23 protein-coding genes are annotated in these 25,047 nt (G+C 71.8%); 11 read left to right on the forward strand and 12 right to left on the reverse strand.

Annotated elements, in window-relative coordinates; genetic code table 11:
• Positions 1–18: 18 nt before the first annotated feature.
• The 4 genes from ABD844_RS16250 (at position 19) to ABD844_RS16265 (ending at position 5,652) form a co-directional block, all read left to right on the forward strand.
• A complete protein-coding gene (locus ABD844_RS16250; protein ID WP_344877700.1) occupies positions 19–1,401 on the forward strand; it encodes a HAMP domain-containing sensor histidine kinase in 1,383 nt (460 codons plus the stop codon).
• A gap of 109 nt (positions 1,402–1,510) precedes the next feature.
• Positions 1,511–2,167, forward strand: coding sequence for a response regulator transcription factor (locus ABD844_RS16255; protein WP_344877740.1), 657 nt, complete (start codon positions 1,511–1,513; stop codon positions 2,165–2,167).
• Between the two features lie 75 nt (positions 2,168–2,242).
• A complete protein-coding gene (locus ABD844_RS16260) occupies positions 2,243–4,012 on the forward strand; it encodes an ABC transporter (RefSeq protein WP_344877702.1) in 1,770 nt (589 codons plus the stop codon).
• Positions 4,009–5,652 carry a YfjP family GTPase gene (locus tag ABD844_RS16265; RefSeq protein WP_344877704.1) on the forward strand — a complete coding sequence of 548 codons (1,644 nt, stop codon included), beginning with the start codon at positions 4,009–4,011 and terminating at the stop codon, positions 5,650–5,652. The genes ABD844_RS16260 and ABD844_RS16265 overlap by 4 nt, the downstream gene beginning before the upstream one ends.
• On the opposite strand, the gene ABD844_RS16270 is transcribed toward ABD844_RS16265, so the two are convergent.
• The 4 genes from ABD844_RS16270 to tdh all read right to left on the reverse strand — a co-directional run bounded on the left by ABD844_RS16270 (position 5,621) and on the right by tdh (position 10,035).
• Positions 5,621–6,802, reverse strand: coding sequence for an MFS transporter (locus tag ABD844_RS16270; RefSeq protein ID WP_344877706.1), 1,182 nt, complete (start codon positions 6,800–6,802; stop codon positions 5,621–5,623). The two genes, ABD844_RS16265 and ABD844_RS16270, sit on opposite strands and share 32 nt — an antisense overlap.
• A 9-nt stretch (positions 6,803–6,811) precedes the next feature.
• A complete protein-coding gene (locus ABD844_RS16275; protein ID WP_344877708.1) occupies positions 6,812–7,726 on the reverse strand; it encodes a LysR family transcriptional regulator in 915 nt (304 codons plus the stop codon).
• 111 nt (positions 7,727–7,837) lie between these two features.
• Positions 7,838–9,007 (reverse strand): glycine C-acetyltransferase, encoded by a 1,170-nt coding sequence (locus ABD844_RS16280; protein WP_344877710.1) that lies wholly within the window; start codon positions 9,005–9,007, stop codon positions 7,838–7,840.
• Positions 9,007–10,035 (reverse strand): L-threonine 3-dehydrogenase, encoded by a 1,029-nt coding sequence (tdh, locus tag ABD844_RS16285; protein ID WP_344877711.1) that lies wholly within the window; start codon positions 10,033–10,035, stop codon positions 9,007–9,009. The genes ABD844_RS16280 and tdh overlap by 1 nt, the downstream gene beginning before the upstream one ends.
• Positions 10,036–10,335: 300 nt before the next feature.
• Between tdh and ABD844_RS16290 the strand changes: the two genes are divergently transcribed.
• Together ABD844_RS16290 and ABD844_RS16295 are read left to right on the forward strand one after the other, a co-directional pair.
• Complete coding sequence (locus ABD844_RS16290; RefSeq protein WP_344877712.1) at positions 10,336–11,532, forward strand: Gfo/Idh/MocA family protein; 1,197 nt, start codon at positions 10,336–10,338, stop codon at positions 11,530–11,532.
• Between the two features lie 306 nt (positions 11,533–11,838).
• The gene (locus ABD844_RS16295) at positions 11,839–12,366 is read left to right on the forward strand and encodes a hypothetical protein (RefSeq protein WP_344877714.1); all 528 of its coding nucleotides are present in this window, start codon (positions 11,839–11,841) and stop codon (positions 12,364–12,366) included.
• A gap of 134 nt (positions 12,367–12,500) precedes the next feature.
• Here ABD844_RS16295 and ABD844_RS16300 read toward each other — a convergent pair whose 3' ends face one another.
• The 7 genes from ABD844_RS16300 to ABD844_RS16330 all read right to left on the reverse strand — a co-directional run bounded on the left by ABD844_RS16300 (position 12,501) and on the right by ABD844_RS16330 (position 19,084).
• The gene (locus ABD844_RS16300) at positions 12,501–13,577 is read right to left on the reverse strand and encodes an SPFH domain-containing protein (RefSeq protein ID WP_344877716.1); all 1,077 of its coding nucleotides are present in this window, start codon (positions 13,575–13,577) and stop codon (positions 12,501–12,503) included.
• A 2-nt stretch (positions 13,578–13,579) separates the two neighbouring features.
• Positions 13,580–14,011, reverse strand: coding sequence for an NfeD family protein (locus ABD844_RS16305; protein WP_344877718.1), 432 nt, complete (start codon positions 14,009–14,011; stop codon positions 13,580–13,582).
• A gap of 70 nt (positions 14,012–14,081) precedes the next feature.
• Positions 14,082–15,263 carry a L,D-transpeptidase gene (locus ABD844_RS16310; RefSeq protein ID WP_344877720.1) on the reverse strand — a complete coding sequence of 394 codons (1,182 nt, stop codon included), beginning with the start codon at positions 15,261–15,263 and terminating at the stop codon, positions 14,082–14,084.
• Positions 15,264–15,336: 73 nt separating this feature from the next.
• Complete coding sequence (gene fahA, locus ABD844_RS16315; RefSeq protein ID WP_344877722.1) at positions 15,337–16,440, reverse strand: fumarylacetoacetase; 1,104 nt, start codon at positions 16,438–16,440, stop codon at positions 15,337–15,339.
• The gene (locus ABD844_RS16320; protein WP_344877724.1) at positions 16,437–17,207 is read right to left on the reverse strand and encodes a hypothetical protein; all 771 of its coding nucleotides are present in this window, start codon (positions 17,205–17,207) and stop codon (positions 16,437–16,439) included. The genes fahA and ABD844_RS16320 overlap by 4 nt, the downstream gene beginning before the upstream one ends.
• Positions 17,204–18,373 carry a homogentisate 1,2-dioxygenase gene (locus ABD844_RS16325; protein ID WP_344877726.1) on the reverse strand — a complete coding sequence of 390 codons (1,170 nt, stop codon included), beginning with the start codon at positions 18,371–18,373 and terminating at the stop codon, positions 17,204–17,206. Before ABD844_RS16325 ends, ABD844_RS16320 begins: the two co-directional genes overlap by 4 nt.
• Before the next feature lie 81 nt (positions 18,374–18,454).
• Positions 18,455–19,084: a helix-turn-helix domain-containing protein gene (locus ABD844_RS16330; RefSeq protein ID WP_344877728.1), complete on the reverse strand. Its 630-nt coding sequence runs from the start codon at positions 19,082–19,084 to the stop codon at positions 18,455–18,457.
• 133 nt (positions 19,085–19,217) lie between these two features.
• Between ABD844_RS16330 and ABD844_RS16335 the strand changes: the two genes are divergently transcribed.
• Entirely contained in the window at positions 19,218–19,847 is a 630-nt protein-coding gene (locus tag ABD844_RS16335; protein WP_344877730.1) for a hypothetical protein, read from the forward strand.
• A 43-nt stretch (positions 19,848–19,890) separates the two neighbouring features.
• On the forward strand, positions 19,891–21,006 hold the full coding sequence (locus ABD844_RS16340) for an NAD(P)/FAD-dependent oxidoreductase (protein WP_344877732.1): 1,116 nt from the start codon (positions 19,891–19,893) through the stop codon (positions 21,004–21,006).
• Positions 21,007–21,069: 63 nt separating this feature from the next.
• On the opposite strand, the gene ABD844_RS16345 is transcribed toward ABD844_RS16340, so the two are convergent.
• On the reverse strand, positions 21,070–22,326 hold the full coding sequence (locus ABD844_RS16345) for an MFS transporter (protein WP_344877734.1): 1,257 nt from the start codon (positions 22,324–22,326) through the stop codon (positions 21,070–21,072).
• Positions 22,327–22,624: 298 nt separating this feature from the next.
• On the opposite strand from ABD844_RS16345, the gene ABD844_RS16350 reads away from it, so the two are divergent.
• The 3 genes from ABD844_RS16350 to ABD844_RS16360 all read left to right on the forward strand — a co-directional run.
• Positions 22,625–23,917, forward strand: coding sequence for a hypothetical protein (locus ABD844_RS16350; protein ID WP_344877736.1), 1,293 nt, complete (start codon positions 22,625–22,627; stop codon positions 23,915–23,917).
• Positions 23,918–24,172: 255 nt separating this feature from the next.
• Entirely contained in the window at positions 24,173–24,505 is a 333-nt protein-coding gene (locus tag ABD844_RS16355) for a hypothetical protein (RefSeq protein WP_344877738.1), read from the forward strand.
• Positions 24,506–24,619: 114 nt separating this feature from the next.
• Positions 24,620–25,047 (forward strand): tetratricopeptide repeat protein (locus ABD844_RS16360; RefSeq protein ID WP_425568583.1); only part of this gene is annotated, 428 nt, incomplete at its 3' end.

Consider the following 25,047-nt stretch of genomic DNA (forward strand, 5'->3'; position numbering starts at 1 on the left):
CCGCTGAGGGTCAAGCTGATGGCGTCGATGCTGGCGCTCCTCGGCATCGGCATGTCCTTCATCGGCGTGGTGAGCGTCTCGGTGCTGCACGGCTATCTCCTCGACCGCGTGGACAGCCAGCTCGTCCTGCTGAGCGCGCGCATGGAGAAGAAGGTCAAGAGCGACTGGAAGAACGACAGGGAGACCGCGGAACGGCCCATCCTCATCGAGTCGGACGCGATCGCCCTGGTCAGGGAGTCGGGCGGGGCCCTCGTACCGATGCTGACCGACCGCGACGTGGACCTGAAGCCCAAGCCGGTGCTGGCGCCGTCGCCCGGATCCGACCCCTACACCGCGCCCGCCGTCCAGGGCGGCGGCGAGTGGCGGGTGCTGGAGACCGACAAGAAGTGGAGCACGCTCGTGGTCGCGGTGGACCTGGAGGAGGTGGACGCGATCACCCGGCGCCTGGCGCTCATCGAGCTGCTGGGCGGCGGCGGGATCCTGCTCATCCTGGCCGTGGCGGGCGTCACGATCGTCAGGCGCAGCATGCGGCCGCTGGGCGAGATCGAGCGTACGGCCGAGGCCATCTCCGGGGGCCAGCTCGGCCGCCGGGTGCCGGACGGCGACCCGCGTACCGAGGTGGGCGGCCTGGCCAGGTCGCTCAACGGGATGCTGGCCCAGATCGAGAGCGCCTTCGCCGCCAGGTCGGCCTCCGAGGCGGCGGCCCGCCGCTCTGAGGACCGCATGCGGCAGTTCGTCGGCGACGCCTCCCACGAGCTGCGCACCCCGCTGACCTCGATCCGCGGCTTCGCCGAGTACGCCAGGCAGAACCCGCAGGCCGACCCCGCCGAGCTGATGCAGCGCGTGGAGCAGGCCGCGGGCCGCATGAGCGTGCTGGTGGACGACCTGCTGCTGCTGGCCAGGGTGGACCAGCAGCGCCCGCTGCGGATGCAGCCCGTGGACATGCTGGCGCTGGCCGCCGACGCCGTGCAGGACGCCCGGATCCTCGCCCCCGACCGGCTGATCAAGCTGGACGTGGTCGGCGGCGCGGCCCTGATCGTCTCCGGCGACGAGGTACGCCTGCGCCAGGTCATCAGCAACCTCGTCACCAACGCCATCGTGCACACCGAGCCCGGCTCCCCGATCATCGTGCGGGCCGGGGCGCACACGGGCCGGCTCTTCGTCGAGGTCGTCGACAGCGGCCCCGGCCTGCCCCCCGAGCAGGCCGAGCACGTCTTCGAGCGCTTCTACCGGGCCGACTCGGCCCGCTCGCGCCGCCGCGCGGCCGAGGACCGGGGCAGCGGGCTGGGCCTGGCCATCGTGCGGGCCCTCGTCCTGGCCCACGGCGGCACGGTCACCGTGAACAGCTCGGTCGCGAACGGCTCCACCTTCCGCGTCGAGCTCCCGCTCGCCCTCGACTGAACCCGCTCGCGGGGCCCGCCGGACTCCCACTCGAATTGCAGTCGCCCTTCAGGAAACCCTCAGGTGCCTGAGTCACTCTAATGAGGTGACGAAACCCGAAGCGCTGATCATGGTAGTCGACGACGAGCCCAGCATCAGGGATCTGCTCTCCGCCAGCCTGCGCTTCTCCGGGTTCGAGGTTCTCACCGCCGCCGACGGCGAGGAGGCCGTGGAGGTGGCCATCCGCGCCTCGCCCGACCTCGTGGTGCTCGACGTGATGCTGCCCGACCTGGACGGGTTCGAGGTGGCCAAGCGCATCGACGCGCCGGTGTTGTTCCTGACCGCCCGCGAGGCGACCGAGGACAAGATCGCGGGGCTGCGGGTGGGGGACGACTACGTGACCAAGCCGTTCAGCCTGGAGGAGGTGCAGGCCAGGATCCGGGCGGTGCTGCGGCGTACGCGGGCGGAGGTCGCGCCCGCCAGCAAGCTCAAGGTCGCCGACCTGGAGCTGGACGAGGACGCCCGCGAGGTCTCGCGCGGCGGGCGGCAGGTGCGGCTCTCGCCGACGGAGTTCAAGCTGCTGCACTACTTCATGGTCAACGCCGGTCGCGTGTTGTCGAAGGCGCAGATCCTCGATCACGTCTGGAACTACGACTTCGGCGGCGACGCGGGCGTGGTCGAGTCGTACGTGTCGTACCTCAGGCGCAAGGTGGACGACGTCGAGCCGCGGCTCATCCACACCCTGCGCAGCGTCGGCTACGTGCTCAGAGAGCCGCCTCAGGGCTGAGCGGCGTCGTGGCGGCAGGCGTCACCAGGCGTCACGGAGGGCTGAACCCCGCCTCCCGTGGGTAGCGTGGGAATCATGGACCTGCTCGGCGCGCTCGAGTCGCTGCGAAGGCCGCTCGACCGGGAGCTGTTCCCGCTGGCCGTCGGCGAGGCCGCGGCCGACCGTCGCGCGCTGCGCGAGCTGACCGGCCAGCTCGACGACTACCTGCTGCCCCGGTTGCGCGCCATCGACGCGCCGCTGCTCGCCGTCGTCGGCGGATCGACGGGGGCGGGCAAGTCCACGCTGGTCAACTCGCTGGTCGGGGCCGACGTGGCGGAGCCGGGCGTGCTGCGGCCCACCACCCTGGTGCCCACGCTCGTGGTCAGCCCGGCCGACCGCTCCTGGTTCATGGGCCAGAACGTGCTGCCCGGCCTGTCCCGCGCCACCGGCGAAGGCCCCGGCGCGCTGCGCGTGGTGACCTCCGCCACGCTCGGAGCCGGGCTCGCGCTGCTCGACGCGCCCGACATCGACTCCGTGGTGACCGCCAACCGGGAGCTGGCCGCGCAGTTGCTGGCCGCCGCCGACCTGTGGCTGTTCGTCACGACCGCCGCCCGCTACGCCGACGAGGTGCCGTGGAGCTTCCTGCGCTCGGCCCGCGAACGCAGCACCGCGCTGGCTCTCGTCCTCGACCGGGTGCCGCCGGAGGCCGTCGAGCCCGTCTCGCGCGACCTCGGCCGCCTCCTGACCGAGAACGGCCTCGACGGCACCCGGCTGTTCACCGTCCCCGAGACCGCGCTCCCCGACGAGCAGGCCCGCCTGCCCGCCGCCGTGGTCGAGCCCATCTCCGCGTGGCTGACCGGGCTGGCCGCCGACGCCGCCGAGCGGTCGCGGGTCGTCCGCCAGACGTTGTCCGGGGCGCTCGACAGCCTGGCCACCCGCGTGCCCTCACTGGCCGTGGCGGTCGAGCGCCAGCAGAGCGCCTTCGAGGGGCTGCGGTCCATCGTGTGGGGCGCGTACGCGGGCGGGATGGCCGACTTCGACGAGGGCATGCGTGACGGGTCGCTGCTGCGCGGCGAGGTGCTGGCCCGCTGGCAGGACTTCATCGGCACCGGCGACATCATGCGCTCGCTGGAGACCCGCGTGGGCCGCCTGCGCGATCGCCTCGTCGGCTTCTTCACTGGACGGGTGCCCGCGGCCCAGCTCAGAGACGCCCTGGGGAGCGGGGTCGGGACCCTGATCAGGGGCGCCGCCGACGGGGCCGCCGAGCGCGCCCTGGAGGGCTGGTCGGCCGCGCCGGGCGGCCCAGGGCTGCTCGACCGGCTCGGGCCCATCGAGTCCGCCCGACTCGGCCGGGCCTCGGGCGACCTGGGCGCGCGGGTCGAGGCGGCGGTGCGGGGGTGGCAGGCGTTCGTGCTCGACCTGGTGCGCGAGGAGGGCGCCGAGCGGCGCACCGCCGCGCGGGTGGCCTCCTTCGGCGTGAACGGGGCCGGGCTGCTGCTCATGCTGGGCGTGTTCGCCTCCACGGGCGGGCTGACCGGGATCGAGGTGGGGATCGCGGGCGGGACGAGCGTGTTGTCGCAGAAGCTGCTGGAGGCGGTGTTCGGCGACCAGGCGGTGCGTTCGCTGACGGCGATGGCCAGGGAAGACCTGCGAGACCGCGTGCGTGACCTGCTGGCGGAGGAGTCGGATCGGTTCCTGGCCCAACTGGAGACGGCCGAGCCGCCGAGCGGCACGGCGGACGCCCTGCGCGCGGCGGCCCTGCGCATCGGCGAGCACCGCGCCGAGCTGCCCGTGGCGGTGACGGCCGAGCTGCCGCCCCCGGGCGACGCCGCCCCCAGTGATGACGCCCCTGAGGAGAGGCCGTGAAGCTGCTGCGCCGCAAGGAGGGGCCCACGCTCGACGCCAGGCTCGCCGCCCTGCGGGAGGCGGCCGCCCTGGGCGAGGGGCGGCTGTCCGAGCAGGCCGTGTCCGGCGCGCGTACGGTCGCGGAACGGGCCGGAGCGCGCCGCGAGCTGTCACTCGACCACACCGTCGTCGCGCTGGCAGGGGCCACCGGCAGTGGCAAGTCCTCCCTCTACAACGCCCTGGCCGGGCAGGACCTGGCGGCTGTGGGCGTCACCAGGCCCACGACCTCGACCGCCCAGGCCGCCCTGTGGGACGGCGCGGGGGCGGGCCCGCTGCTCGACTGGCTGGACGTCCCGCACCGCCACTCCGCCGACGGCGTCGCCGGGCTGTCCGGGCTCGTCCTGCTCGACCTGCCCGACCACGACTCCATCCGCCTGTCCCACAGGCTGGAGGTGGACCGCCTGGTGGAGCTGGTCGATCTGCTGGTCTGGGTGGTCGATCCGCAGAAGTACGCCGACGCCGCCCTGCACGAACGCTACCTGCGCCCGCTGGCCGGGCACCGCGACGTGACGGTGGTGGTGCTCAACCAGGTGGACCGGCTGCCCGCGGGAGCGGCGGCGCGCTGCCTCGACGACCTGCGCCACCTGCTGACCGGCGACGGACTGACCGGCGTGCCGCTCCTCGCCGTCTCGGCCCGTACGGGGCAGGGCCTGGACGAGCTGCGCACGCTCCTCGGGGACCGGGTCGCCGATCGCCGATCCTGGTCGGCCCGCCTGGCCGCGGACATCACGGCCGCCGCCGACCACCTCGCGACCGCCGGCCCTCCTGAGGGCTCTCCGGGAGGCGCGGCCGACGGCGGCGGTGCCAAGGCGATGGCGGGGATGGAGCGGGCGCTCAGCCGGGCCCTGTGGGCGGCGGCCGGGGTGCCGGTGGTCGTGGAGGCCGTGGCCAAGGGGCACCGGCATCGGGCCGTGGTCGCCACCGGGTGGCCGGTGACCAGGTGGCTCAGGAGGTTCCGTCCCGATCCGCTGCGCCGGTTGCGCATCGGCGGCGCGACGCCCGAGGGCCGTCCCGATCGGGAGATCGTCGCGCGTACCTCGGTGCCGGCGGCGACGGCCGGGCAGCGGGCGCAGGTCGACACGGCGATCAGAGACGTCGGCGAGGCCGCCGCGTCCGGGCTGCCGGGGCCGTGGGCCGCGGCGGTGCGGCAGGCGGCCAGGTCGCGCGCCCACGATCTGATCGACGCGGTGGACCGCGTGGTGGCCACGACCTCGGCCGGCGCCACGAGGCGGCCCAGGTGGTGGCGGGTGGTGAACGTCCTGCAGTGGCTGGTGTTCGCGGGCATGGTGGGCGGCGCGGGGTGGCTGGGCGTGCTGTTCGCGCTGGACTACCTGCGCCTGCCGCAGCCGCCGCTCCCGCACGTCGGCATGGTGCCGTGGCCGACGGTGCTGCTCGTGGGCGGTGCGCTGGCGGGCGTGCTGATCGCGCTGGTCTCCAGGCTGGCGGCCTGGGCGGGCGGGCGGCGCAGGGCCCGGCGCGCCTCGAAGGCCCTGCGCGGGGCCATCGGGAAGGTCGGCAGGGAGTTCGTGCTGGCGCCCGTCGAGGCCGAGCTGGACGCGTACGCCTGCTTCATGGCAGCAGTCGAGCTGGCCCGCGCCTGACCAGGACGGTCGCCAGCCCCGCGCCCACCAGCGCGAAGGCCGCCGCCGCCAGGAACGGCGCCGACGGGCCGAACCCCTCCCCGACCAACCCGGCCACCGCCGACCCCGCCGCGCTGCCCATCCCGAGCGCCGTGGAGACCCAGCCGAACGCCTCGGCCTGCGCGCCGGGCGCGTACTCGTCCACCAGGAGTGAGGCCGTCGTCAGCGCCGGATTGAGCGCCAGCCCAGCGGCGAACAGCACCGCCCAGAACAGCGGCAGCGGGCCGACCAGCACCAGCGGCGCCAGCGCGAGCCCGAGCGCCAGCAGCAGCCCCACCAGCCGCACCGGGACGGCCCAGCGCCAGGTACGGGCGCCGTACGCGGCGGCCCCTGCGATGCCGCCGAGCGACACCGCCGCCACCAGCAGCCCGGTCGCGGCGGGAATGTCGCGCGCGGTGGCCAGCGCGGGCACGCCTACCTGCACCGCTCCCATGGTGCCGCCGTTCAGCAGCACCACGGCCAGCAGCACCGCCATGCGGCGGTCGGCGAACACCCGTCCGCGCCCGTGCGCGGAGCCGTCGCCGCCCGCCCGCAGCGCCCACGCGAACGCCAGCGTGCCGGCCCCGGCCGCCGCCGCGACCACGCCCAGCGCCAGTGACGACGTGGCCACCGCGATCAGCACCCCGAACAGCAGCGGCCCGATCATCATGGCCAGCTCCTGCACCAGGAAGACCAGGCTGTAGGCGGCCGTACGGCCTTCGGCGGCCATCGCGCGGCCCCACTCGACCCGCATGCTGACGGAGATCGGCGGCAGCCCGGCGCCCGCCACCCAGGCCAGCGCCACCATGGGCCACCACGGCAGGCCGGGCTGGGCGCACCAGATCAGCGCCAGGAGCGCCGCCACATGTGCCAGGGCCGTGGCCGCGAGCACCTGACGGGCCCCACGCCGGTCCATGAGCCGCCCCTGCACGGGCCTGCCCATGCCCGCCCCCGCGGAGAACGCCGCCACCACCACCCCCGCCAGGATCAGCGAGCCGCTCGCGCGCTCCACCACGAGCACGATGCCGACGGGCGCGACCTGCTTCGTGAGCTGCGCCAGGAACCCGAGCACGGCCTGCGCCGCGACTCCGGGCAGGCCGAAAAGCCGCCGATACGGTACGCCTAATCCCATATGGGCACATTACCCACCAAGATCGGTGACCCCGAGTGAGCCGGCCACCGTGCCGAGTGCCGACAGCAGCGGGCGCAGGAGGGGGTGGGCGTCGGAGCCACGGCGTACGGCGGCGAAGACCCGGCGCTCGGGACCCGGCGTGTGCCGCACCACCACCCCCGGCAGCGCCATGTCGCGCAGCGCCAGCCGCGGCACCAGCGCCACCCCGGCACCCGCCCCGACCAGGGCCACCACGGCGCGGAAGTCGTCGGAGCAGTGCACCAGGTCAGGCGTGAACCCCGCCTGCTGGCACGCGAACGTGATCACGTCGTGCACCGGGTTGCCCGGATGGGGGCCGATCCAGGTCTCGGAGGCCAGCGACACCAGCGTGGCTGCCCCCGCCAGCGGATGGTCACGGGGGAGCACCAGGTCGAACGGCTCGGCGTACAGGGGTCGGCGGGACAGGCGGGGGTCGGCCGCGTCGGGGGCGCCCCGGTACTCGACCGCGATGGTCAGGTCGGCCTGCCCGTCGAGCAGCATGGCCAGGCCCTGGTCACCCTCGGCGTCGTGGACGCGTACGCGGATGCCGGGGGAGGCGGCGCGCAGGGCGGCGATGGCGGGGGAGAGCACGGCGCTGATCGCGGTGGCGAAGCAGGCCACGGTGACCTCGCCCGCCTCGCCCGTCGTGTACGCGGCGACCTCGGCCTCGGCCCGTTCGAGCTGGGCGAGCACCTCGTTGGCGTGCTGGAGCATGATCTTGCCGACCGCGGTCAGCCGCACCCCGCGGCCGTCCCGCGTGAACAGGCGGTGGCCCACCTCGTGCTCCAGCGCCACGAGCTGCTGGGACACGGCGGAGGGCGTGAGGTGCAGCGCCGCCGCCGCGGCGGTGACCGTGCCGTGGTCGGCCACCGCGCGCAACGTGCGCAGCCGCCGCGTGTCTATCACGCAGCGAGGATACTCAGCTTCTCGCCGCGACGAACGCGCGGAGTGGACGCTCGGCCTCCCGCCTGGACGAACGCGCGGATTCTCGCCTGGATGACCGCGCGGCGCAGACGCTCAGCCCCTCGCCTGGACGAACGCCCGTACCGCGCGGTCCACGTCCGCGGCCGAGTGCGCGGCGGAGAGCTGCACGCGGATGCGGGCCTGGCCGTGCGGCACGACCGGGTAGGAGAAGCCGATCACGTAGATGCCCAGGTCGAGCAGGCGCTCGGCCAGGGCGGCGGCCTCGGCGGCGTCGCCGATCATCACGGGCACGATCGGGTGGTCGCCGGGCAGGATGTCGAACCCGGCCTCGGCCATCTCACCCCGGAAGCGGGCCGTGTTGGCGCGCAGCCGTTCGCGGGCGTCGTCCGAGGTCTCCAGCAGGTCGAGGATGCGCAGCGACGCCGCGGCGATGACCGGGGCGAGGGAGTTGGAGAACAGGTACGGGCGCGAGCGCTGGCGCAGCAGCTCGCAGATCTCCTTGCGGGCCGCCACGTAGCCGCCGCTCGCCCCGCCCAGGGCCTTGCCCAGCGTGCCGGTGATGATGTCGACCCGGTCGCGTACGCCGTGCAGCTCCGGAGTGCCACGGCCGGTCGGTCCGACGAAGCCGACCGCGTGGGAGTCGTCGACCATGACCATGGCGTCGTACTGCTCGGCCAGGTCGCAGATCTCCCGCAGCGGCGCCAGGTATCCGTCCATGGAGAACACGCCGTCGGTCACGATCAGCCGCCGCCGCGCCTCGGACGCCTCCTTCAGCCGCGCCTCCAGCTCGGACATGTCGCGGTTGGCGTACCGCAGGCGCTGGGCCTTGGACAGGCGGATGCCGTCGATGATGCTGGCGTGGTTGAGCGCGTCGGAGATCACCGCGTCCTGCGCGTCGAGCAGGGTCTCGAAGACGCCGCCGTTCGCGTCGAAGCAGGAGCTGTAGAGGACGGTGTCCTCCTGCCCGAGGAAGTCCGACAGGCGGGACTCCAGCTCCTTGTGCACCTCCTGGGTGCCGCAGATGAACCGTACGGAGGCCATGCCGAACCCCCACCGGTCGAGCGCCTGCTTGGCGGCCTCGACCACCGTGGGGTCGTCGGCCAGGCCCAGGTAGTTGTTGGCGCAGAAGTTCAGCACCTCGCGACCGGCCACGCTCACCTGGGCGCTCTGCGGGGTGGAGATCACGCGTTCGGGCTTGAGCAGCCCGGCCTCGGTGATCTCGTCGAGCGTCGTACGCAGTTGCTGGCGTACGTTCGTGAACATCAGGCGCTCCAATCCAGGATGACCTTGCCGGTCCGGCCGCTGGCGGCCGTGTCGAAGGCGGCGTCGAAGTCTCGGTACGGGAATCGGTCGGTGATCACGGGGGAGAGGTCGAGGCCCTTCTCCAGCAGGACGGACATGTTGTACCAGGTCTCGTACATCTCTCGGCCGTACACGCCCTTGATCGTGAGCATGGACGTCACGACCGTGGACCAGTCGACGGCGAACTCCTCGGCCGGCAGCCCCAGCATGGCGATCTTCCCGCCGTGGGTCATGCCGGCGATCATGTCGCGCAGGGCCGTCGGGTTGCCGGACATCTCCAGCCCCACGTCGAAGCCCTCGCGCAGGTGGAGCAGGCGCATGCCGTCGGCGATGGAGGAGCGGGAGACGTTCAGGGCGAGGGAGACGCCGAGCTTGCCGGCCAGTTCGAGCCGCTCGTCGCTGACGTCGGTGATCATCACGTTGCGCGCGCCGACGTGCGTGGCCACGGCCGCGGCCATCAGGCCGATGGGGCCCGCGCCGGTGATCAGGACGTCCTCGCCGACGAGGGGGAAGGACAGCGCGGTGTGCACGGCGTTGCCGAACGGGTCGAAGATGGCGGCCACGTCGGGGTGCACGGGGGCGCGGTGCACCCAGACGTTGGAGGCGGGCAGGGTGACGTACTCGGCGAACGCGCCGTCCCTGTTGACCCCGAGCCCGATCGTGTTGCGGCACAGGTGGCGGCGGCCGGCCATGCAGTTGCGGCACTTGCCGCACACGATGTGGCCCTCGCCGCTGACGAGGTCGCCGACGGAGATGTCCTCGACGCCGGGCGCCACCTCGACCACGTGGCCGGAGAACTCGTGCCCGACGATGAGCGGGAGCTCCAGCGTGTGCCGCGCCCACTCATCAAATTTCCGGATATGCAGGTCGGTGCCGCAAATGCCGGTGCGCAGCACCCGGATCTTCACCTCGCCCGGGCCCAGCTCCGGCTCCGGCACGTCCACCAGCCACAGGCCAGGCTCGGCCCGCTCTTTGACCAGCGCTTTCATGCTCCGCTTCCCCCTCTACGAACCTAACGCACTGTGCCCGCTCCGCCGGGGACGTGTCCATCGAGGAGTTCTTAAGTGCCCCCACAGCTCCGCTTCACGCAACCCCGGCACCTGGGCGTGTCGTGCGAGGGCGTGTCGGTCTGAGCCGGTCGGGCAGCCCGCGTGTCCGGGTCGACGGGCACGTGATGGGATGGGCCTCGGCGCGTCCCGGCCGTGGGCGGCCCGGTTCGTAGCGGCCCGGCTCGAAGTGGCCCAGCTCGCAGCGGCCCCCGGCTCGAAGTGACCTCGGAAAGGACACCAGTGGAAGACCTACGCATCGGAGTCATCGGCCTGGGCCTGCGCACCAGCATCGCCCTGGCCGCGCACCGGCCGGGCGAGGGGGCCGTCGTGGCGGCCCTGTGCGACTCCGATCCGGCCGTGCTCAAGAGGCAGGCGGGCAAGTTCGAGGCGGAGATCCTGACCGAGGACCACCGCGCGCTGCTCGATCGCGACGACCTCGACGCGATCGTGGTGAACACGCCCGACGACACCCACGAGCGGATCGCCGTCGAGTGCCTCCGGGCCGGTAAGGCCGTCTACCTGGAGAAGCCGATGGCCATCACGGTGGAGGGCTGCGACAACATCCTGCGCGCCGCCCGCGAGAGCGGCACCCGTCTGTACGTCGGCCACAACATGCGCCACATGGGCGTCGTACGGCTGATGCGCGACATCATCGGCAAGGGCGTCATCGGCGAGCCGAAGACCGTCTGGGTACGCCACTTCGTGTCCTACGGCACCGACTACTACTTCAAGGACTGGCACGCCGACCGCACCCGCACCACCGGCCTGCTGCTGCAGAAGGCCAGCCACGACCTCGACGTGATCCACTGGCTGGCCGGCGGCTACACCACGAGGGTCAGCGCCTTCGGCGACCTCCTGCTCCACGGTGACCTGCCGCGCCGCGCGCCCGGCACGCCGCGTCCTGACGGCTGGCTCCAGGAGTACGAGTGGCCGCCCACCGCCCGCAAGGACCTGAACCACGTCGTGGACGTCGAGGACGTCTCGGTCATGAACATGCGCCTGGACAACGGGGTCATCGCGGCCTACCAGCAGTGCCATTTCTCGCCCGACTACGTCCGCAACTACACGGTCATCGGCACCGAGGGCCGCCTGGAGAACTTCGGCGACGGGCCGGGGGACACGGTCAAGGTCTGGAACACCGGGCCCACCGGGTATCGCGGCGACTGCGACATCGCGTACAAGGTGCCCGCGGCGCAGGGCACGCACGGGGGCGCGGACGTGGAGATCATGACGGAGTTCCTCAGGTTCGTCAGGGAGGGCGGGGTCACGGACACCTCGCCGGTGGCGGCCCGGATGAGCGTGGCCGCCGGTTACCTGGCCACGATGTCGCTACGGGACGGCGGACGGCCGTACGACGTGCCGGAACTGGACGCGGAGCTGGCGGCGTACTTCGACAACGGGCAGGTAAAACCTGGCGGCGCGGCCGGGCGCGGTTGAACAAGTTGGGTCTCCAGGGTGGAAACGCCGTTCTAACCGTGCAACACTGTTGCAGGATTGGAACATGGTTAGTCGAGGAAGACATCAACACAACGAGATCAACGCGGCCTTCAAGAAGGTTCGCGAGATCAAGCCGCTGACTGTGGTGGAAAGTCACAGTGGACACCGCTGGGGCCGGGTCGAATGCGTCTGCGGATCCACGCCCTACAAGGTCTGGTGCACGCCGCGCAACCCGGGCGACCACGCGAAAGGCATTCTCCGGTGGGCCGACGAGCACACGCGGTGCGGTGCCGACGAGGAGGAGTCATGACAACCTGGAACTTCCGCATCAACCTCAATCGAGAGCCCACCGACGCGGAGACAGACGCCCTGTTCGAGGCAGGGCTCGATGACGGCGCGGTCGCGGGTGGCCCCGGCGGCGGCGTCTACCTCATGTGCGACCGGGAGGCGAAGACCCTTCTGGACGCCATCGAGTCCGTGCTCATCGACCTTCGAAAGATCGAGGGCCTGTGGGCGATCGGCGTCGGCCAAGGCGACGGGGTGACGCTCGGGGATGCGTCGCGGCGGCACGGTGGGCGGACGCAGGCGAGTCTGCGGCAGCTCGCCGCCGGTCAGCGGGGCCCCGGTGGCTTTCCCGAGCCGGTCATCGAGGCCGACAACATCAGCATCTACTCCTGGGCCGAGATCTCGGAGTGGCTGCGTACGCGGATGGGCGACGACATCCCGCCGGTGAACCGGGACATCGCGCTGGCCGACGCGGCGGTCAAGCTCGCCTGCCGAGCCAGGGCCGCCCACCAGGAGGAACGGATCCGGCATCTGATCGACGTCGCCTGAGCCCGCGCGCATCACCCCTCGACAAACCAGAAGGCTCATCCCTCGACAAACCTGAGGCGCCTGCCGTCACGCGGCAGGCGCCTCGATCGTGAAACGTGTGACTCGTGAGACCGGTCAGGCATTCAGCGGTCCGGTCACTGTCCGGCCTCCTCGGGCTTTCTGTCCAGGTCGGGGAACGGGGACGGCTCCTCGACGCCCTGGGTGAGCTGGCGGGGGCCGCCCGGGCTCTCGGCCTCCTGGGCGTCCGCCACCGCCTCGGCCGCCGCCTCCGCGGCCCTGGCGACCTCCTCGTCCGTGGCCGACGTCTCCGGCACCTCGTCCCTGGTCGCCGCCGAGCGGGGCAGGGCCTCGGTGAACGCCTTCGAGACGCCCTGCAGCGCCGAGGTGACCTCGCTGGGGATCACCCAGAACGTGTTGCCGTCGCCCTGCGCGAGCTGCGGCAGCACCTGAAGGTACTGGTACGCCAGCAGCTTCGGGTCGGGGTCGTTGCGGTGGACGGCCTGGAAGACCTGGTCGATGGCCCGCGACTGGCCCTCGGCCTCCAGGATGGCGGCCGTGCGCTGGCCCTCCGCGCGCAGGATGCGGCTCTGCTTGTCACCCTCGGCCGTCAGGATCTGCGACTGCCGCTGGCCCTCGGCGTTCAGGATGGCGGCCCGCTTGTCGCGCTCGGCCCGCATCTGCTTCTCCATCGCGTCCTTGATGGTCTTGGGCGGGTCGATGGCCTTGATCTCGACGCGGTTGACCCGCAGCCCCCACTTGCCCGTGGCCTCGTCGAGGACGCCGCGCAACTGGCTGTTGATGGTGTCGCGGGAGGTCAGGGTCTTCTCCAGGTCCATGGATCCGACGACGTTGCGCAAAGTGGTGACCGTGAGTTGCTCGACGCCGGTGATGTAGTTGGCGATCTCGTACGCCGCCGCCCGCGGGTCGGTGACCTGGAAGTAAAGGACCGTGTCGATCTCGACGACCAGGTTGTCCTCGGTGATGACCGGCTGCGGGCGGAAGGACACGACCTGCTCGCGAAGGTCGATCATGGGATAGACCCGGTCGATGTAGGGGATGACGAAGTTCAGGCCGGGCTTGAGCGTGCGGTGGTAACGGCCGAGGCGCTCGACGTTGCGGGCCCGCGCCTGCGGGATGATCCGCACGGCCTTGAGCAGGGTCATCACCGCGAAGAGTATGACGAACAGTCCGACCAGCAGCAGCGGATCCATGGTTACTCCCGGGGATAGACGAGGGCTGTCGCCCCTTCGATCTCGATGATGTCGACGGTCGCCCCTTCGGGGATCACCAGGGTCTCGTCATAGGCGCGCGCCGACCATTCCTCGCCCCCGATGCGCACACGACCGTCGCGGCCCGTCACCTCGGCGACGACGTAGGCGGGCTTTCCGACGAGCGCCTCCACGCCGAACCGCTGCAACTGCGGTTGCCTGATATGCCGCATCGCGAACGGCCTGAGCACGAGCAGGCCCGCCGCGGAGGACACGGCGAAGAACAACAACTGCAGGGGAACGGGCAGTCCGATGGCCGCGGTCGCGGCGGTGAGCAGCGCCGCCACCCCCAGGAGGCCAAGTGAGGCCGTGAGGGTGAAGATCTCCGCCACACCGAGGACGACTGCGAGGATTACCCAGATGATCCATTCATCCATGTCGGCCCTCCTGATGGGACAACGGGCCTGGGTTCGCGAGTGGTTCCCCTTATCTACGGTAATCCCGATATCAACGCTCCGGCACCCCATAACCGAGGTCGCCGGTTTTGTACAACGCGCTTCCCTGCCGCCATTTCTCCCACGGAAGTTGCCAGAAACCCCATCCGTTGTCCCATTCGAGCCGGCGATCGGTGCCGACGATCGCGATGGGGTCGCCGCGCAGCGACGATTCGTAGAACCAGGCGGCCTGGTCGGGCCGGGCGTTGATGCAGCCGTGGCTGACGTTGGCCCGGCCCTGCGCCCACACGTTGTCCTTGGCGTGCACGTATTCGCCGCTGTTGGAGATGCGTACGGCGTGGTCGATCATCATGTCGTAATAGCCGGGCTCGCCCTTCTCCCGGCCGGGGGAGACCATCCGGACGGGGTTGCCCTTGTCCATCGTCAGGTGGATGCCGCTGGTCGTGGTGTATTCGGGGGTGGTGGCCAGGCCGGCGCTGATGGCCATGCGCTGCACGAGCTGCCCGTCGCGGTGGACGAGCATCTGGTGGGTACGGGTGTCGATGGTGCTGGTCTGCCTGCGGCCCACGGTGAAGACGAAGGTGGAGTCGGCGGCGCCGTAGAGGCCGCTGCCCGCGCGTACGCCCGCCAGGTGCGCGGTGACCGTCACCTTCTGCCGGGCCGTCCAGAGGCGGCGGGGGCGGTAGGCCACCTGCGTGTCGCTGAGCCAGCGCCAGGCGCCCTCGACCGGCGCCTGAGACCTGACCTCGAGCGCCTGCTCGACGTTCGCCTTGTCGTCGATGGGGGCGTCGAAGTCGATGATGATCGGCATCCCGGCGCCCACCGTCTCACCGGGCAGCGGCGCGGTGCCGGCCACCTGGAACGTCCTGACGGCCGCGCGGGTGCGGATGCGGCCCATCGCGACCGTGGTGGGCGCGCCCTCGCGGATGGCGGTGGCGGTGACCGTGTACTCGGCCGCGGGTTTGAGCGTCCAGTCCGTGCGCCACGTCGTATGCGAGTCGTCGAGCCGGCCCGACACCGGCTCCCCGCCCTGGTAGACCAGCACCTGGGTGAGCGTGCCGCCCTGGGCCGTGACGACCAGGCCGCGGTCGGGCCGGGCGCGCTTGGTGTCGAACGGCGGCCAGACCCGCACGACCGGCGGCGTCGACGGGGCCTCGGCCGTGACGGGACCACAGCCGCAGACCACGCCGCAGACCAGGAGAAAGGCGACACAGAACATCGCGGCACGACGCATGCGACTCCTGCTTTCCGAGGGAAGGGGAGAACCCAGGGTAGCGGTGTGTCAGCATCAAAGCACGCTGAGTAACCTATCCGATGGTTCCGGACACCTCCCCCAATGTCAGGCCGCCGGCGGTGGCGCGGATGGTGACCGTGTCGCCGTCCTGCAGGAACGCGCGGGTCTCGCCGCCGGACAGCTTGATCGGGTCGGTGCCGTTCCAGGTCAGCTCCATGAGCGAGCCGCGTTCGTCCCGCTCGGGGCCGGAGACGGTGCCGCTGGCGAACAGGTCACCAGTACGCAGCGAGGCCCCGTTCACGGTCATGTGCGCGAGCATCTGGTCAGGCGTCCAGTACATGCCCGAGTACGGCGGCCGCGAGACCGTCTCCCCGTTGAGCAGGACCTCCATCGCGATGTCCAGCCCCCAGTCACCCTGCCTGCGCAGGTAGGCGGGCGGCTGCGGGGCCTGGGCCCGGCCTGGGACGCGGGGCAGCGCCTCCAGCGGCGTGACCCAGGGGGAGACCGACGTGGCGAACGACTTGCCCAGGAACGGCCCCAGCGGCACGTACTCCCACGCCTGGATGTCACGCGCGCTCCAGTCGTTGACCAGCGTCACCCCGAACACGTGGTCCTCGAACGCCCCGGCGGGCGAGCCCAGCTCGGTCGGCACCCCCACCACGAAGCCCAGCTCCGCCTCGATGTCGAGCTTCTGGCACGGCCCGAACCGCCCCTGCCCGAGCTGCCCCTGGGGCCGCCTGATCGGCGTTCCGGACACCACGACCGTGCCCGACCTGCCGTGGTATCCGACGGGCAGGTGCCGCCAGTTCGGCTGCAGCGGCTCCGAGCCGGGGCGGAGGATCTTGCCGATGTTGCTCGCGTGGTCGATCGAGCAGTAGAAGTCGACGTAGTCGGCCACCTCGAACGGCAGGTGCAGCCGCACCTGGTCGAGCGGGATCAGGTGCCGCTCGGTGACGGAGAGGTCGCCGGTGAGCTTGTTCCTGATGAGTGTCCTGGTGTCGTGCCAGGCGGCCCGGCCCCTGGCCATGAACGGGTTGAGCGAGGGGGCCGCGAAGACCTCGTCGTGCAGGGCGGGGGCCAGGTCGAGCACCTTGTCCTCATACCGGACGCCGACCCTGGGCCGCTCGCCGGGGCCGGAGAAGACCCCGTACGGCAGGTTGTCCACTCCCCAGGTCACATGTCCTCCTCTTCGATCAGCCCGAGTGCGCGCAGGTCCTCCAGGGGCCTGCTGGTGCTGCACGAGCCGTAGCTCACCAGCAGGTGCCGGGCCCGTTCCGCGGTTTCCTCGCGTACGGTGCCCGCCAGCCGGACGAGGTTGCCGACGTCGGTCGAGCGCAGCACGGGCACCGGGTCGCGGCCCTCCACGGCCTCGCAGACGGCCAGCAGCAGGTTGAGGAAGCCGTGCCGGTCGACGCCGAGCGAGGGGTCGAAGTGGCGTACGGCGTGGTGCAGCCCGGCCGTGGCCTTGAACGCGATGTCGTTCTCGACGCACGACCGGATGAACTGCGCGAGCTGCTCGACCGCGGGGAACGCGTCGGCCGTGGTGCCGCCGCAGCGCACCTTCAGCGCGGCCTCGGGCGGCACGTCGGCCGACATCTTGCGGGGGAGCACCTCGGCGAAGAGCCGTACGCCGTCGGGCAGCCGCAGCCGCGCGACCAGCTCGGAGACCGAGGTGTCGGCGGGCAGCCTGATCTCGACGTAGTCCACGGGCAGGTCGGCGAAGTCGGGCAGCTCGCTCGTGTCGATGATCAGCCCGATCCGGCGCGGCCGGTAGTCCATCGCGCGCAGCCGGTCGAGGCGGCTGGCCGGGCACAGGAAGCGGTGCGTGAGCACCGGGCTGCCCCGCTCCAGGTCACGCCGGTTGCGGGCGAGGGCCTCGTCCATGTGCAGGGACGTCGGCGGGAACAGGCCCGCGTCGTCCACCAGAGCGGTGTAGAGCCTCATCGCGCCCAGGTCCAGGCGTAGCCGGGGTCCTCGCAGGACAGCGCGCCCTGGCCGAGGTCGAGCGGGCGGAAGGTGTCGACCATGACGGCCAGCTCGCTGGTCGTGCCGACGCCGCGCGAGACGGCCTCGATCACCGCCTCCACCGCCCCGGGCTGCGGCCCGTGCGTGAAACCGGCCGGATGCAGCGAGATCGAGCCGACGTCGATGCCGGAGCCCTGACGGGCCGAGTAGTCGCCGCCCACGTAGAACATGAACTCGTCGGAGTCGACGTTGTGGTGGTTGTACGGGATCGGCACGGCCTCCGGGTGGAAGTCGAGCGGCCGGGGACAGAACGAGCACACCACGAATCCCGGCCCCTCGAACGTCTGGTGCACCGGGGGCGGCGCGTGCGTCCGCTTCACGATGGGCTCGAAGTCACGGATGTTGAACGCGAACGGGTAGAGGTAGCCGTCCCAGCCCACGACGTCGAACGGGTGGTTGCGGTAGACGAGCCGGGTCAGCCCGCCCCGCGTACGCACCAGCACGGGCACCTCCTCGCCCTCCGCCAGCAGCGGCTCGGCCGGGGCGCGCAGGTCGCGCTCGCTGTAGGGGGCGTGCTCCAGGAACTGGCCGTACTGCGACAGGTAGCGCTTGGGCGGCCTGATGTGCCCGGCCGCCTCGATGGCCAGCACGTTGACCGGGCCCTCGGGCACCCACCGGTGGATGGTGCCGGTCGGGACGACGACGTAGTCGCCCTCGCCGGCCTCGATGACGCCGTACGTGGACTCGAAGCGCACCCGCCCCCGCTGCACGTAGACGCACTCGTCGCCCATGGAGTTGCGGTAGAGCTCGCTGGGCCGGTCGCTGGTGGCGTACGACAGCCGGACGTCGCCGTTGCCCGCCAGCGCCATCCGGCCGGAGATCAGGTCGCCCGCGCTGGACAGCTCCTGGGTGCGGAAATGGCGGGGCGAGAGCGGCAGGTTGGGCTCCAGCCGGCTGTCCAGCACCGGTGTGACCGCCTCCGCCTTGACGATCGCGGTCGGGAGATGGCGGTGATAGAGCAGCGAGGAGTCGGACGAGAAGCCCTCCTCGCCCATCAGCTCCTCCGCGTAGAGGCCGCCGTCCGGCCGCCTGAACTGCACGTGCCGCTTGCGCGGCACCTCTCCCACGACCCGGTAGTACGGCATCCGCCCCTCCATGGCTGTCCGTTTATCGGACGGAAGTGTCCTCTATACGGTAACTAACCGTCCGCCATTGGTCCGGAGATGTCAACCCAGCGCGGCGGCCAGCTCGGCGGCCGCGGCCACCACGCGCTCTCCCGTGGACTCCTCCAGAGGCCCGAACGTCACCACCCCGACCGACGCCTCCAGCCACGGCAGGCCGGTCACCGGCGCGGCGACGCCACGCGCCCCTTCCTGCAACTGCCCCTCCGTGGCGAAGTAGTCGTGCCGCCCCTCGCGCAGCGCCAGGATCGCCCGGCCCGCCGCGCCCTTGGCCAGCGGATGCCGCGAGCCCTCGCGGTAGGCCACGTGCATGTTGGTCCACGACGGCTCCACCACCGCCACGGCCAGCCCGTCGTCACCCTCCGCCACGGTCAGGTGGGCGGTCGCGCCCACCTGCTCGGCCAGCCGCCGCAGCGTCGGCACCGCCGCCGCCCGCAGCAGCGGCTGGACGGCCTGGGCCAGCGCCAGCACCCCGAAGCCGAGGTGCACCCGCCCCTCGGCGTCACGGCGGACGAACCCCTCGCCGAGCAGCGTGGTCACCAGCCGGTACACCACGGGCCTGCTCAGCGACAGCTCGGTGCTCAACTCGGTCGGTGTGCGCCCGCCCTTGCCGTCGGCGAGCAGCCGGAGCAGGCGGAGCCCGCGCTCCAGGGTCTGGGCGGATTCGGCGGCCATACGACCGATTATCCAGCGACCCCGCGCGGTTGAGGTGGGCCGATCCAGTGACCATGCGCGGTCGAGGTGGGCTGATCTAGTGACGCTGCGCGGTTGAGGGGGTACGTATCCGCCATCGCGGAGCCGGGGGGTAATGATGCGGCAATGGTGGGTTTTCCTGCTCGCCGGGTTGCTCGTGTGCGTCCTGTCCTCCGCCGTGTTCTCGCTCACCAGGCCCATGGCGCAGATGTCCCGCCGTACGCCGCTCGCGTCCGCCGATCGGAGCCTGGTGGAGGACACCTTCCACCTCACCGTGGGCATCGAGGTCAGCCTGCGGCTGCTGCCCGTTGACAGGGGCCTCGCCTTCCGCCCCGGCTATCTCGCCGTGGGGGTCAAGGTCGACCGCCACGGCCGCCTGTACGGCAAGCCGCACCGCCCCGGCAGGTACGTAGCCCCCGTCCAGCTCTGTTCAGGCCGGTCGTGCCGCCGGCACGACCTCACCCTCGTCGTGCTGGCCAACGTGCCCTGGGAGCCGCGCGAGCTGACCTTCCCCGGCAGGGTGGGCACGGCGCTCGACGGCGAGATCGGCATCAACGGCGGCCCTCCGGACGTGGTGCCCACCTTCACCGTCACCGACCCCGGCAAACTGCCCAAGGGCGTGAGCATCGGCCCCGACGGTCACGTGGGCGGCGTCCCGAGGGAGCCCGGCGTCTCCGAGGTGCCGGTACGCATCTGCGTGGCGGGCAACTGCGCGGGAGTCGTCGTACGGCTGATCATCGTGTGAACCTCTCTTGCGGCGGCACGGGGTCACCGGTCACCGTGGTCTCATGAAATCGGTCATTGTGGTCGGAGCGGGCATTTGGGGGTCGTCACTGGCCTTGCGGCTGGCCGAAACCGGCTGGCGGGTGACGCTGGTGGAGCAGCACCGGCCGGGCCACGTACGTCAGGCCAGCGCGGGCGAGACCCGGCTGCTGCGCTGCGCGCACGGCGACGACACGTGGTACGCCCGCCTCGCCTGGCAGGCCAAGGACGGCTGGCGCAGGCTGGGCGAGCGGGCCGGGGAGGAGCTGTACCTGGAGGCGGGCATGGTCTGGTTCGCCAGGACGCCGGACGGGTGGGAGCACGCCAGCGCCCAGGTCCTGAAAAATCTGGACATCCCGTGTGACGTGCTGGACGCGGCCGACGGCGGCAGGTTCTTCCCCGACTACCGCGGCGACGATCTCAGCTTCCTGCTCTGGGAGCCCCACGCCGGGGTGATCAGGGCCAGGCGGGCCACCCAGGTGACGGCCCGGCTGGCCCAGGCCGCCGGGGCCCGGCTGATCAGGGCGCGGGCGACGCCCGTGCCAGGGGCGGCGGCGGTCGAGGTGGACGGTGAGGTCCGGCACGCCGACCGGGTGGTGTGGGCGTGCGGGGCGTGGCTGCCGTCCCTGTTCGACGGGCTGCCGATCACGGTGACCAAGCAGGACACGCTGCACTTCGCGGTGCCGCGCGAGTGGTCGCTGCCCGAGACCCCCGCCTGGGTGGACCACGGGGCCTCGGCCTACGGGCACGGCGACGTGGACGGGACGGGCATGAAGGCGACCTCCGACCAGGAGGGGCGGCCGTACGAGCCGGAGCACGGCGAGCGCGTGGTCGACCCGGCCAGCGTCGAGCAGGCCCACGCCTACCTGCGGCGCAGGTTCCCCGCGCTGGCGGGCGCGCCGGTGCTGTTCAGCCAGGTCTGCCAGTACGCGCTCACGCCCGACGCCGAATGGCTGCTGACCGAGGCGTCCCCCGGCGTGTGGCTGCTCGGCGGCGACTCCGGGCACGGCTTCAAGCACGCCCCGGCCCTGGCCGGATACGTGGCCGGCGTACTGGACGGCGAGTACGGGCCCGAGCCGCGCTTCGGGATGCGCGAGCGCGCCCCCAGCCGCGGGCTGAGGACGAGCGGCCAGGCCGGTTAGAGGGCGGGCCCTACCCGAACTCGGCGGTCGCGTTCGGCGCGTTCGAGGCCGTGCCGGGAACGATCACGTCGCTTCGGCGTGCGCGACGGCCTGCGGCTGGGGCGCGCGCAGGTTGCGTACTCCCGGTGACAGCAGCGCGGCCAGCGTGGACACCGTGACGAGGACCGCGCAGCCGAGCAGCGCCTCCTCGGTGCCGAACACCCCCGCCGCGGGCCCGGCCAGCAGCAGCCCGATCGGGCCGAACATCAGCGAGCCGAGCATGTCGTACGAGCTGACCCGCGACAACGACTCGGCCGGGACCTCGCGCTGCATCGTGGTCTGCCACAGCACGCCGAACACGTCGATGGACACGCCCAGCACGAACGCCCCGGCCACGATCGCCCACAGCGGCGCGTCGACCCCGAGCAGCACGTACGGCAGCGCGGACGGCAGACACATCAGCACCGCCACCAGGATCGGCCGGCGCGGGCGCAGCCGCAGCGAGACCAGCACCCCGGCGACGGTCCCGATGGCCTCGCCCGCCAGGAACGCCGACCAGGCCAGCGGGCCGCCCAGCGTCTCCTTGGCCAGCAGCGGGCCGAGCACGCCGTGCCCGGCCTGGATCGCCATGATCATCACGGAGAACTGCGCGACCACCACCCAGATCCACTGCCGCGAGCTGAACTCCCGCCAGCCGTCACGCAGGTCGGCCAGCACCGAGTGGGACGTGCCGCGCGACCGTTCGACCTGATCCAGGCGCAGCAGCGCGATCAGCACGCCCGCGACGGCGAACAGCGCGCCGCTGACCACCAGCGCCCACCCTCCGCCGAACAGCACCACCGTGCCGCCGCCGAGCACCGCGCCGGCCATCCTGGAGGCGTTCGCGCCCAGGCCGAGCAGCGCGTTGCCGGCCTGCAGCCGGTCGCGGGGCACGACCTCGGGGATGATCCCGGTCAGCGCGGGGAACGTGACCGCCGTGGCCACCCCCGCCAACGCCGCCGCCGTGATCAGCGCGGGCAGCGGGGTCCAGCCGACGAGCAGCATCGCCGCCAGCGCGAAGAACGCGGCCGCCATGAGGAACTCGCCGACCATCATCACCCGCTGGCGCGGCAGCCGGTCCGCGATCACGCCGCCGACCAGCATGAACAGGATCATGGGCAGCGACTCGGCGGTGAGCACGGCCGACAGGGTCGAGGCGGTGGCCCCGGGCAGGTTGAGGATGCCGAACGCCAGTGCCACGGGGGCGAACGCGCTGCCGAGAACGGAGATCGTCCGTGCCGACAACAGCAGTGCGAAACGGCGGTCCCGGAGCAGCCCGAGATCGCGGAGAATATCGTGCACCGGCGCGAACCCCCTGCAAGCAGCCAAACTCCACTATTCTGTCGTAGTCCGCTGCGCTTGTCGTGGGGTTATTTCTCGTCACGCTGGCGACCTCGTCCGGACGATCAGGGCCGTGCCCGCTCTGGTCGTGCCCCGTGCGGGCGCCGGCCGTAGGTGAATGCCGGGGAAATTCAGCACGACTGGGACGGCCACCCAGCGTTGAGCATGGCGTGAAGAACGTCCCGAGTCTCATTGAACGTTATTGATCGTCCGGATATTGTGCGAGATGCCCGCGATCACCCCCAGGAAGTAAGGTGCCATGAGACGGCGGCTACGGCAGGTCTTCATCATCGGACTCACCCTCTCGCTCCTCGGCATCGGCGTCCCCGCGTGGTCCGAGGACGACGACAGAAGCTGCAACGACCTGATGGCCGCCGACACCCCGGCGTACGTCGTGTGCACCTGGATGGCCACCCCAGAGGAGGCCCTGGGCATCGCCCAGTTCTGGCTCGACAACGACGGCCAGAACATGGTCGACGCGGAGCCGCTGCCCCCGATCACGATCGACTGCAGCGAGCCCGGCAACGAGTGCCCGACCGACTCCGAGGGCGACGGCCAACTGCGCGGTGACGGCGACCCTGACGTCCCGGGCGCCGAGGACGGCGGCACCCCCGAGTGCCAGAACGGCGAGCAGTGCTACGTCGACCCGAGCACGATCAGCGCCGCCGAGAAGGCCTCCGCCCAGGAGACCCCGGCAGGCAAGGCCGCGCAGGCCGTCGCCCAGACCACCATGCGCGTCTGGATCGAGACCGAGCTGGCCGACGACTACAAGGCCGGCAAGCTCGCCGAGGCCGCCAAGAAGGTCGCCGCGCTGGCCGCCACGCAGCCCGGGGTCGTGGGCGTCAGGTTCACCTCGCAGCTCGGCTACAACCAGACCTTCACGACGGCCGAGGAGCTGGACAAGTTCGTCAGCGAGGCCGCGACCGCGCTGCGGACGCTGCTGCCGGGCAAGAAGCTGTCGGCGCACACGGTGGTGCCGGTGTTCGGCTGCGGGGCGAACGACACCTGCAAGGCCGAGATGACCAAGAAGTACCCGCTGCTCGACCCCGAGCGCATCGGCACCTGGCTGAACAAGGGCTACATCGACCAGCTCGCCCTCGACAGCGCCCACCTGGCCACCGGGTACGCCACCTGGAAGATCGACGCCACCGAGGCCCAGCGCAACCAGTGGATCCAGGTCCGCGCCCGCGCCTGGGACGCCTACGCGCAGATCTCCGCCGAGGACGCCTCCTTCGCCTCCGTCGGGTCCTCCCAGCTCACGGAGGAGCAGGCCACCAAGGCGATCAGCGAGCGCATCGCCGCCCCGCTCCAGGACGACGCCGCCGAGACGGTCACCGTGTGGAGCCGGTGGCAGGACAACCAGGGCCAGGTCAGCCGCGTGTACGGGGAGAAGTGGGGCTCCAGCGTCACCTGGGACCAGCTCAAGAAGCTCGGCTCCATCCGGCCCAGGCTCGCCACCGTGTACGACCCGGCCCGTCCCGAGGTGGACATGGCCACGGACCTGAAGAACCTCTCCGAGGTGTTCGGCCAGGTGTACCTGCACACCTCCTGACGCCGCTCCTCCCACGGCCGGGTACCGCCTCTCTCCGGGCGGTACCCGGCCTTTCTTCCGTACGGGCGCTCGGAAGGGTTCTGGAGCGCCGAGGGCGTGGCTCCGGCGTTACGGTCCCGTTACCGGGCGGTGCGGCCGTTGCCGCCGAGGGCGCCGCGTGAGAGTTTCGAACCCGCCAGGGATGGCCGTTCGGTGATCGACCCGTCACCGAACGTGACCGTCACGGGTCGCGCAATCTCACGAAAGGGGTTCACCATGACCGCGAACTTCGCCGAGCTGCCGGCGCCGGAGTCGGTACGGCTGATCGACTTCGAGGAGGCACGGGTCGTCCCGGGCATCGTGCCCGACTCGTTCATCCTGGTCGTCAGCGGCACCAAGCCGTACCTCAACATGACGGTGAGGCTGTCGCCGCTGGTCTACGTCACGCAGCCGGAGTACTGGGGCATCGAGGTCGTCGGCGCGCTGCCCGGCGTGGGGCTTCCGGCGACGGCACCGTACACGGTGGCGCTGCCGCTCGACGGCGTCCTCGGCACCAAGGGGATCGAGGTCGTCGGGGCCACCCGCCGCAAGACCTTCGACGTCCCGTAGGCGGGGCCCTTCGATCGGATGCTCATCATGGGTGAATTAAACCCCTGATGGGGGAGATTTCGGTATCTTGCGTAGTTTGAGATGACCGAAACCCGCGACAGAAGGGAACGGCACGTGTCCGACGATGCCGGCCTTCAGGCGCTCCGCGAGGCGGCGCGCCTATCTCCGGACAACTTCCCCCTCCGCCAGCACCTCGCCGGACTGCTCCTGGCCAAGGGCTACCTCGCCGACGCCGAGGCCGAATTCCGCGCCGCGCTCGTTCTCGCGCCCAAGCACCCGGACATCACGGCCGGGCTGGCGGAGACGTTCGTTCGGCAGAGCGCGTTCGGCGCCGCGCTGGCCGCGCTCGAACCGCTGCTGGCCGAGCCCGGCTACCCGCCCAGGTTCGGCGTGCTGGCCGCGCGGGCGCTGCTCGGAGAGGGCGATACGGGACGGGCGGGCTACCGCTACCACGAGGCGGTCTCCCGGGATCCGTCCGTGGCGGACGCGGAACTGGCCGCCCGCCTGGCCCCGGCCCGCCCGCCGCGCCGCCCCGGCCCGCC

The sequence above is a fragment of the Nonomuraea antimicrobica genome, assembly GCF_039536965.1.
Taxonomy (GTDB): domain Bacteria; phylum Actinomycetota; class Actinomycetes; order Streptosporangiales; family Streptosporangiaceae; genus Nonomuraea; species Nonomuraea antimicrobica.

What these genes read in the sequence shown, in the direction of transcription:
- ABD844_RS16305 (WP_344877718.1), bottom strand. Translation starts at nt 14,011, where the DNA reads ATGGATGAATGGATCATCTGGGTAATCCTCGCAGTCGTCCTCGGTGTG.
- ABD844_RS16350 (WP_344877736.1), top strand. Translation starts at nt 22,625, where the DNA reads ATGAGACGGCGGCTACGGCAGGTCTTCATCATCGGACTCACCCTCTCG.
- ABD844_RS16250 (WP_344877700.1), top strand. Translation starts at nt 19, where the DNA reads ATGGCGTCGATGCTGGCGCTCCTCGGCATCGGCATGTCCTTCATCGGC.
- tdh (WP_344877711.1), bottom strand. Translation starts at nt 10,035, where the DNA reads ATGAAAGCGCTGGTCAAAGAGCGGGCCGAGCCTGGCCTGTGGCTGGTG.
- ABD844_RS16340 (WP_344877732.1), top strand. Translation starts at nt 19,891, where the DNA reads ATGAAATCGGTCATTGTGGTCGGAGCGGGCATTTGGGGGTCGTCACTG.
- ABD844_RS16355 (WP_344877738.1), top strand. Translation starts at nt 24,173, where the DNA reads ATGACCGCGAACTTCGCCGAGCTGCCGGCGCCGGAGTCGGTACGGCTG.
- ABD844_RS16330 (WP_344877728.1), bottom strand. Translation starts at nt 19,084, where the DNA reads ATGGCCGCCGAATCCGCCCAGACCCTGGAGCGCGGGCTCCGCCTGCTC.
- ABD844_RS16325 (WP_344877726.1), bottom strand. Translation starts at nt 18,373, where the DNA reads ATGCCGTACTACCGGGTCGTGGGAGAGGTGCCGCGCAAGCGGCACGTG.
- ABD844_RS16295 (WP_344877714.1), top strand. Translation starts at nt 11,839, where the DNA reads ATGACAACCTGGAACTTCCGCATCAACCTCAATCGAGAGCCCACCGAC.
- ABD844_RS16280 (WP_344877710.1), bottom strand. Translation starts at nt 9,007, where the DNA reads ATGTTCACGAACGTACGCCAGCAACTGCGTACGACGCTCGACGAGATC.
- ABD844_RS16335 (WP_344877730.1), top strand. Translation starts at nt 19,218, where the DNA reads ATGATGCGGCAATGGTGGGTTTTCCTGCTCGCCGGGTTGCTCGTGTGC.
- ABD844_RS16320 (WP_344877724.1), bottom strand. Translation starts at nt 17,207, where the DNA reads ATGAGGCTCTACACCGCTCTGGTGGACGACGCGGGCCTGTTCCCGCCG.
- ABD844_RS16270 (WP_344877706.1), bottom strand. Translation starts at nt 6,802, where the DNA reads ATGGGATTAGGCGTACCGTATCGGCGGCTTTTCGGCCTGCCCGGAGTC.
- ABD844_RS16310 (WP_344877720.1), bottom strand. Translation starts at nt 15,263, where the DNA reads ATGCGTCGTGCCGCGATGTTCTGTGTCGCCTTTCTCCTGGTCTGCGGC.
- ABD844_RS16300 (WP_344877716.1), bottom strand. Translation starts at nt 13,577, where the DNA reads ATGGATCCGCTGCTGCTGGTCGGACTGTTCGTCATACTCTTCGCGGTG.
- ABD844_RS16255 (WP_344877740.1), top strand. Translation starts at nt 1,511, where the DNA reads ATGGTAGTCGACGACGAGCCCAGCATCAGGGATCTGCTCTCCGCCAGC.
- ABD844_RS16260 (WP_344877702.1), top strand. Translation starts at nt 2,243, where the DNA reads ATGGACCTGCTCGGCGCGCTCGAGTCGCTGCGAAGGCCGCTCGACCGG.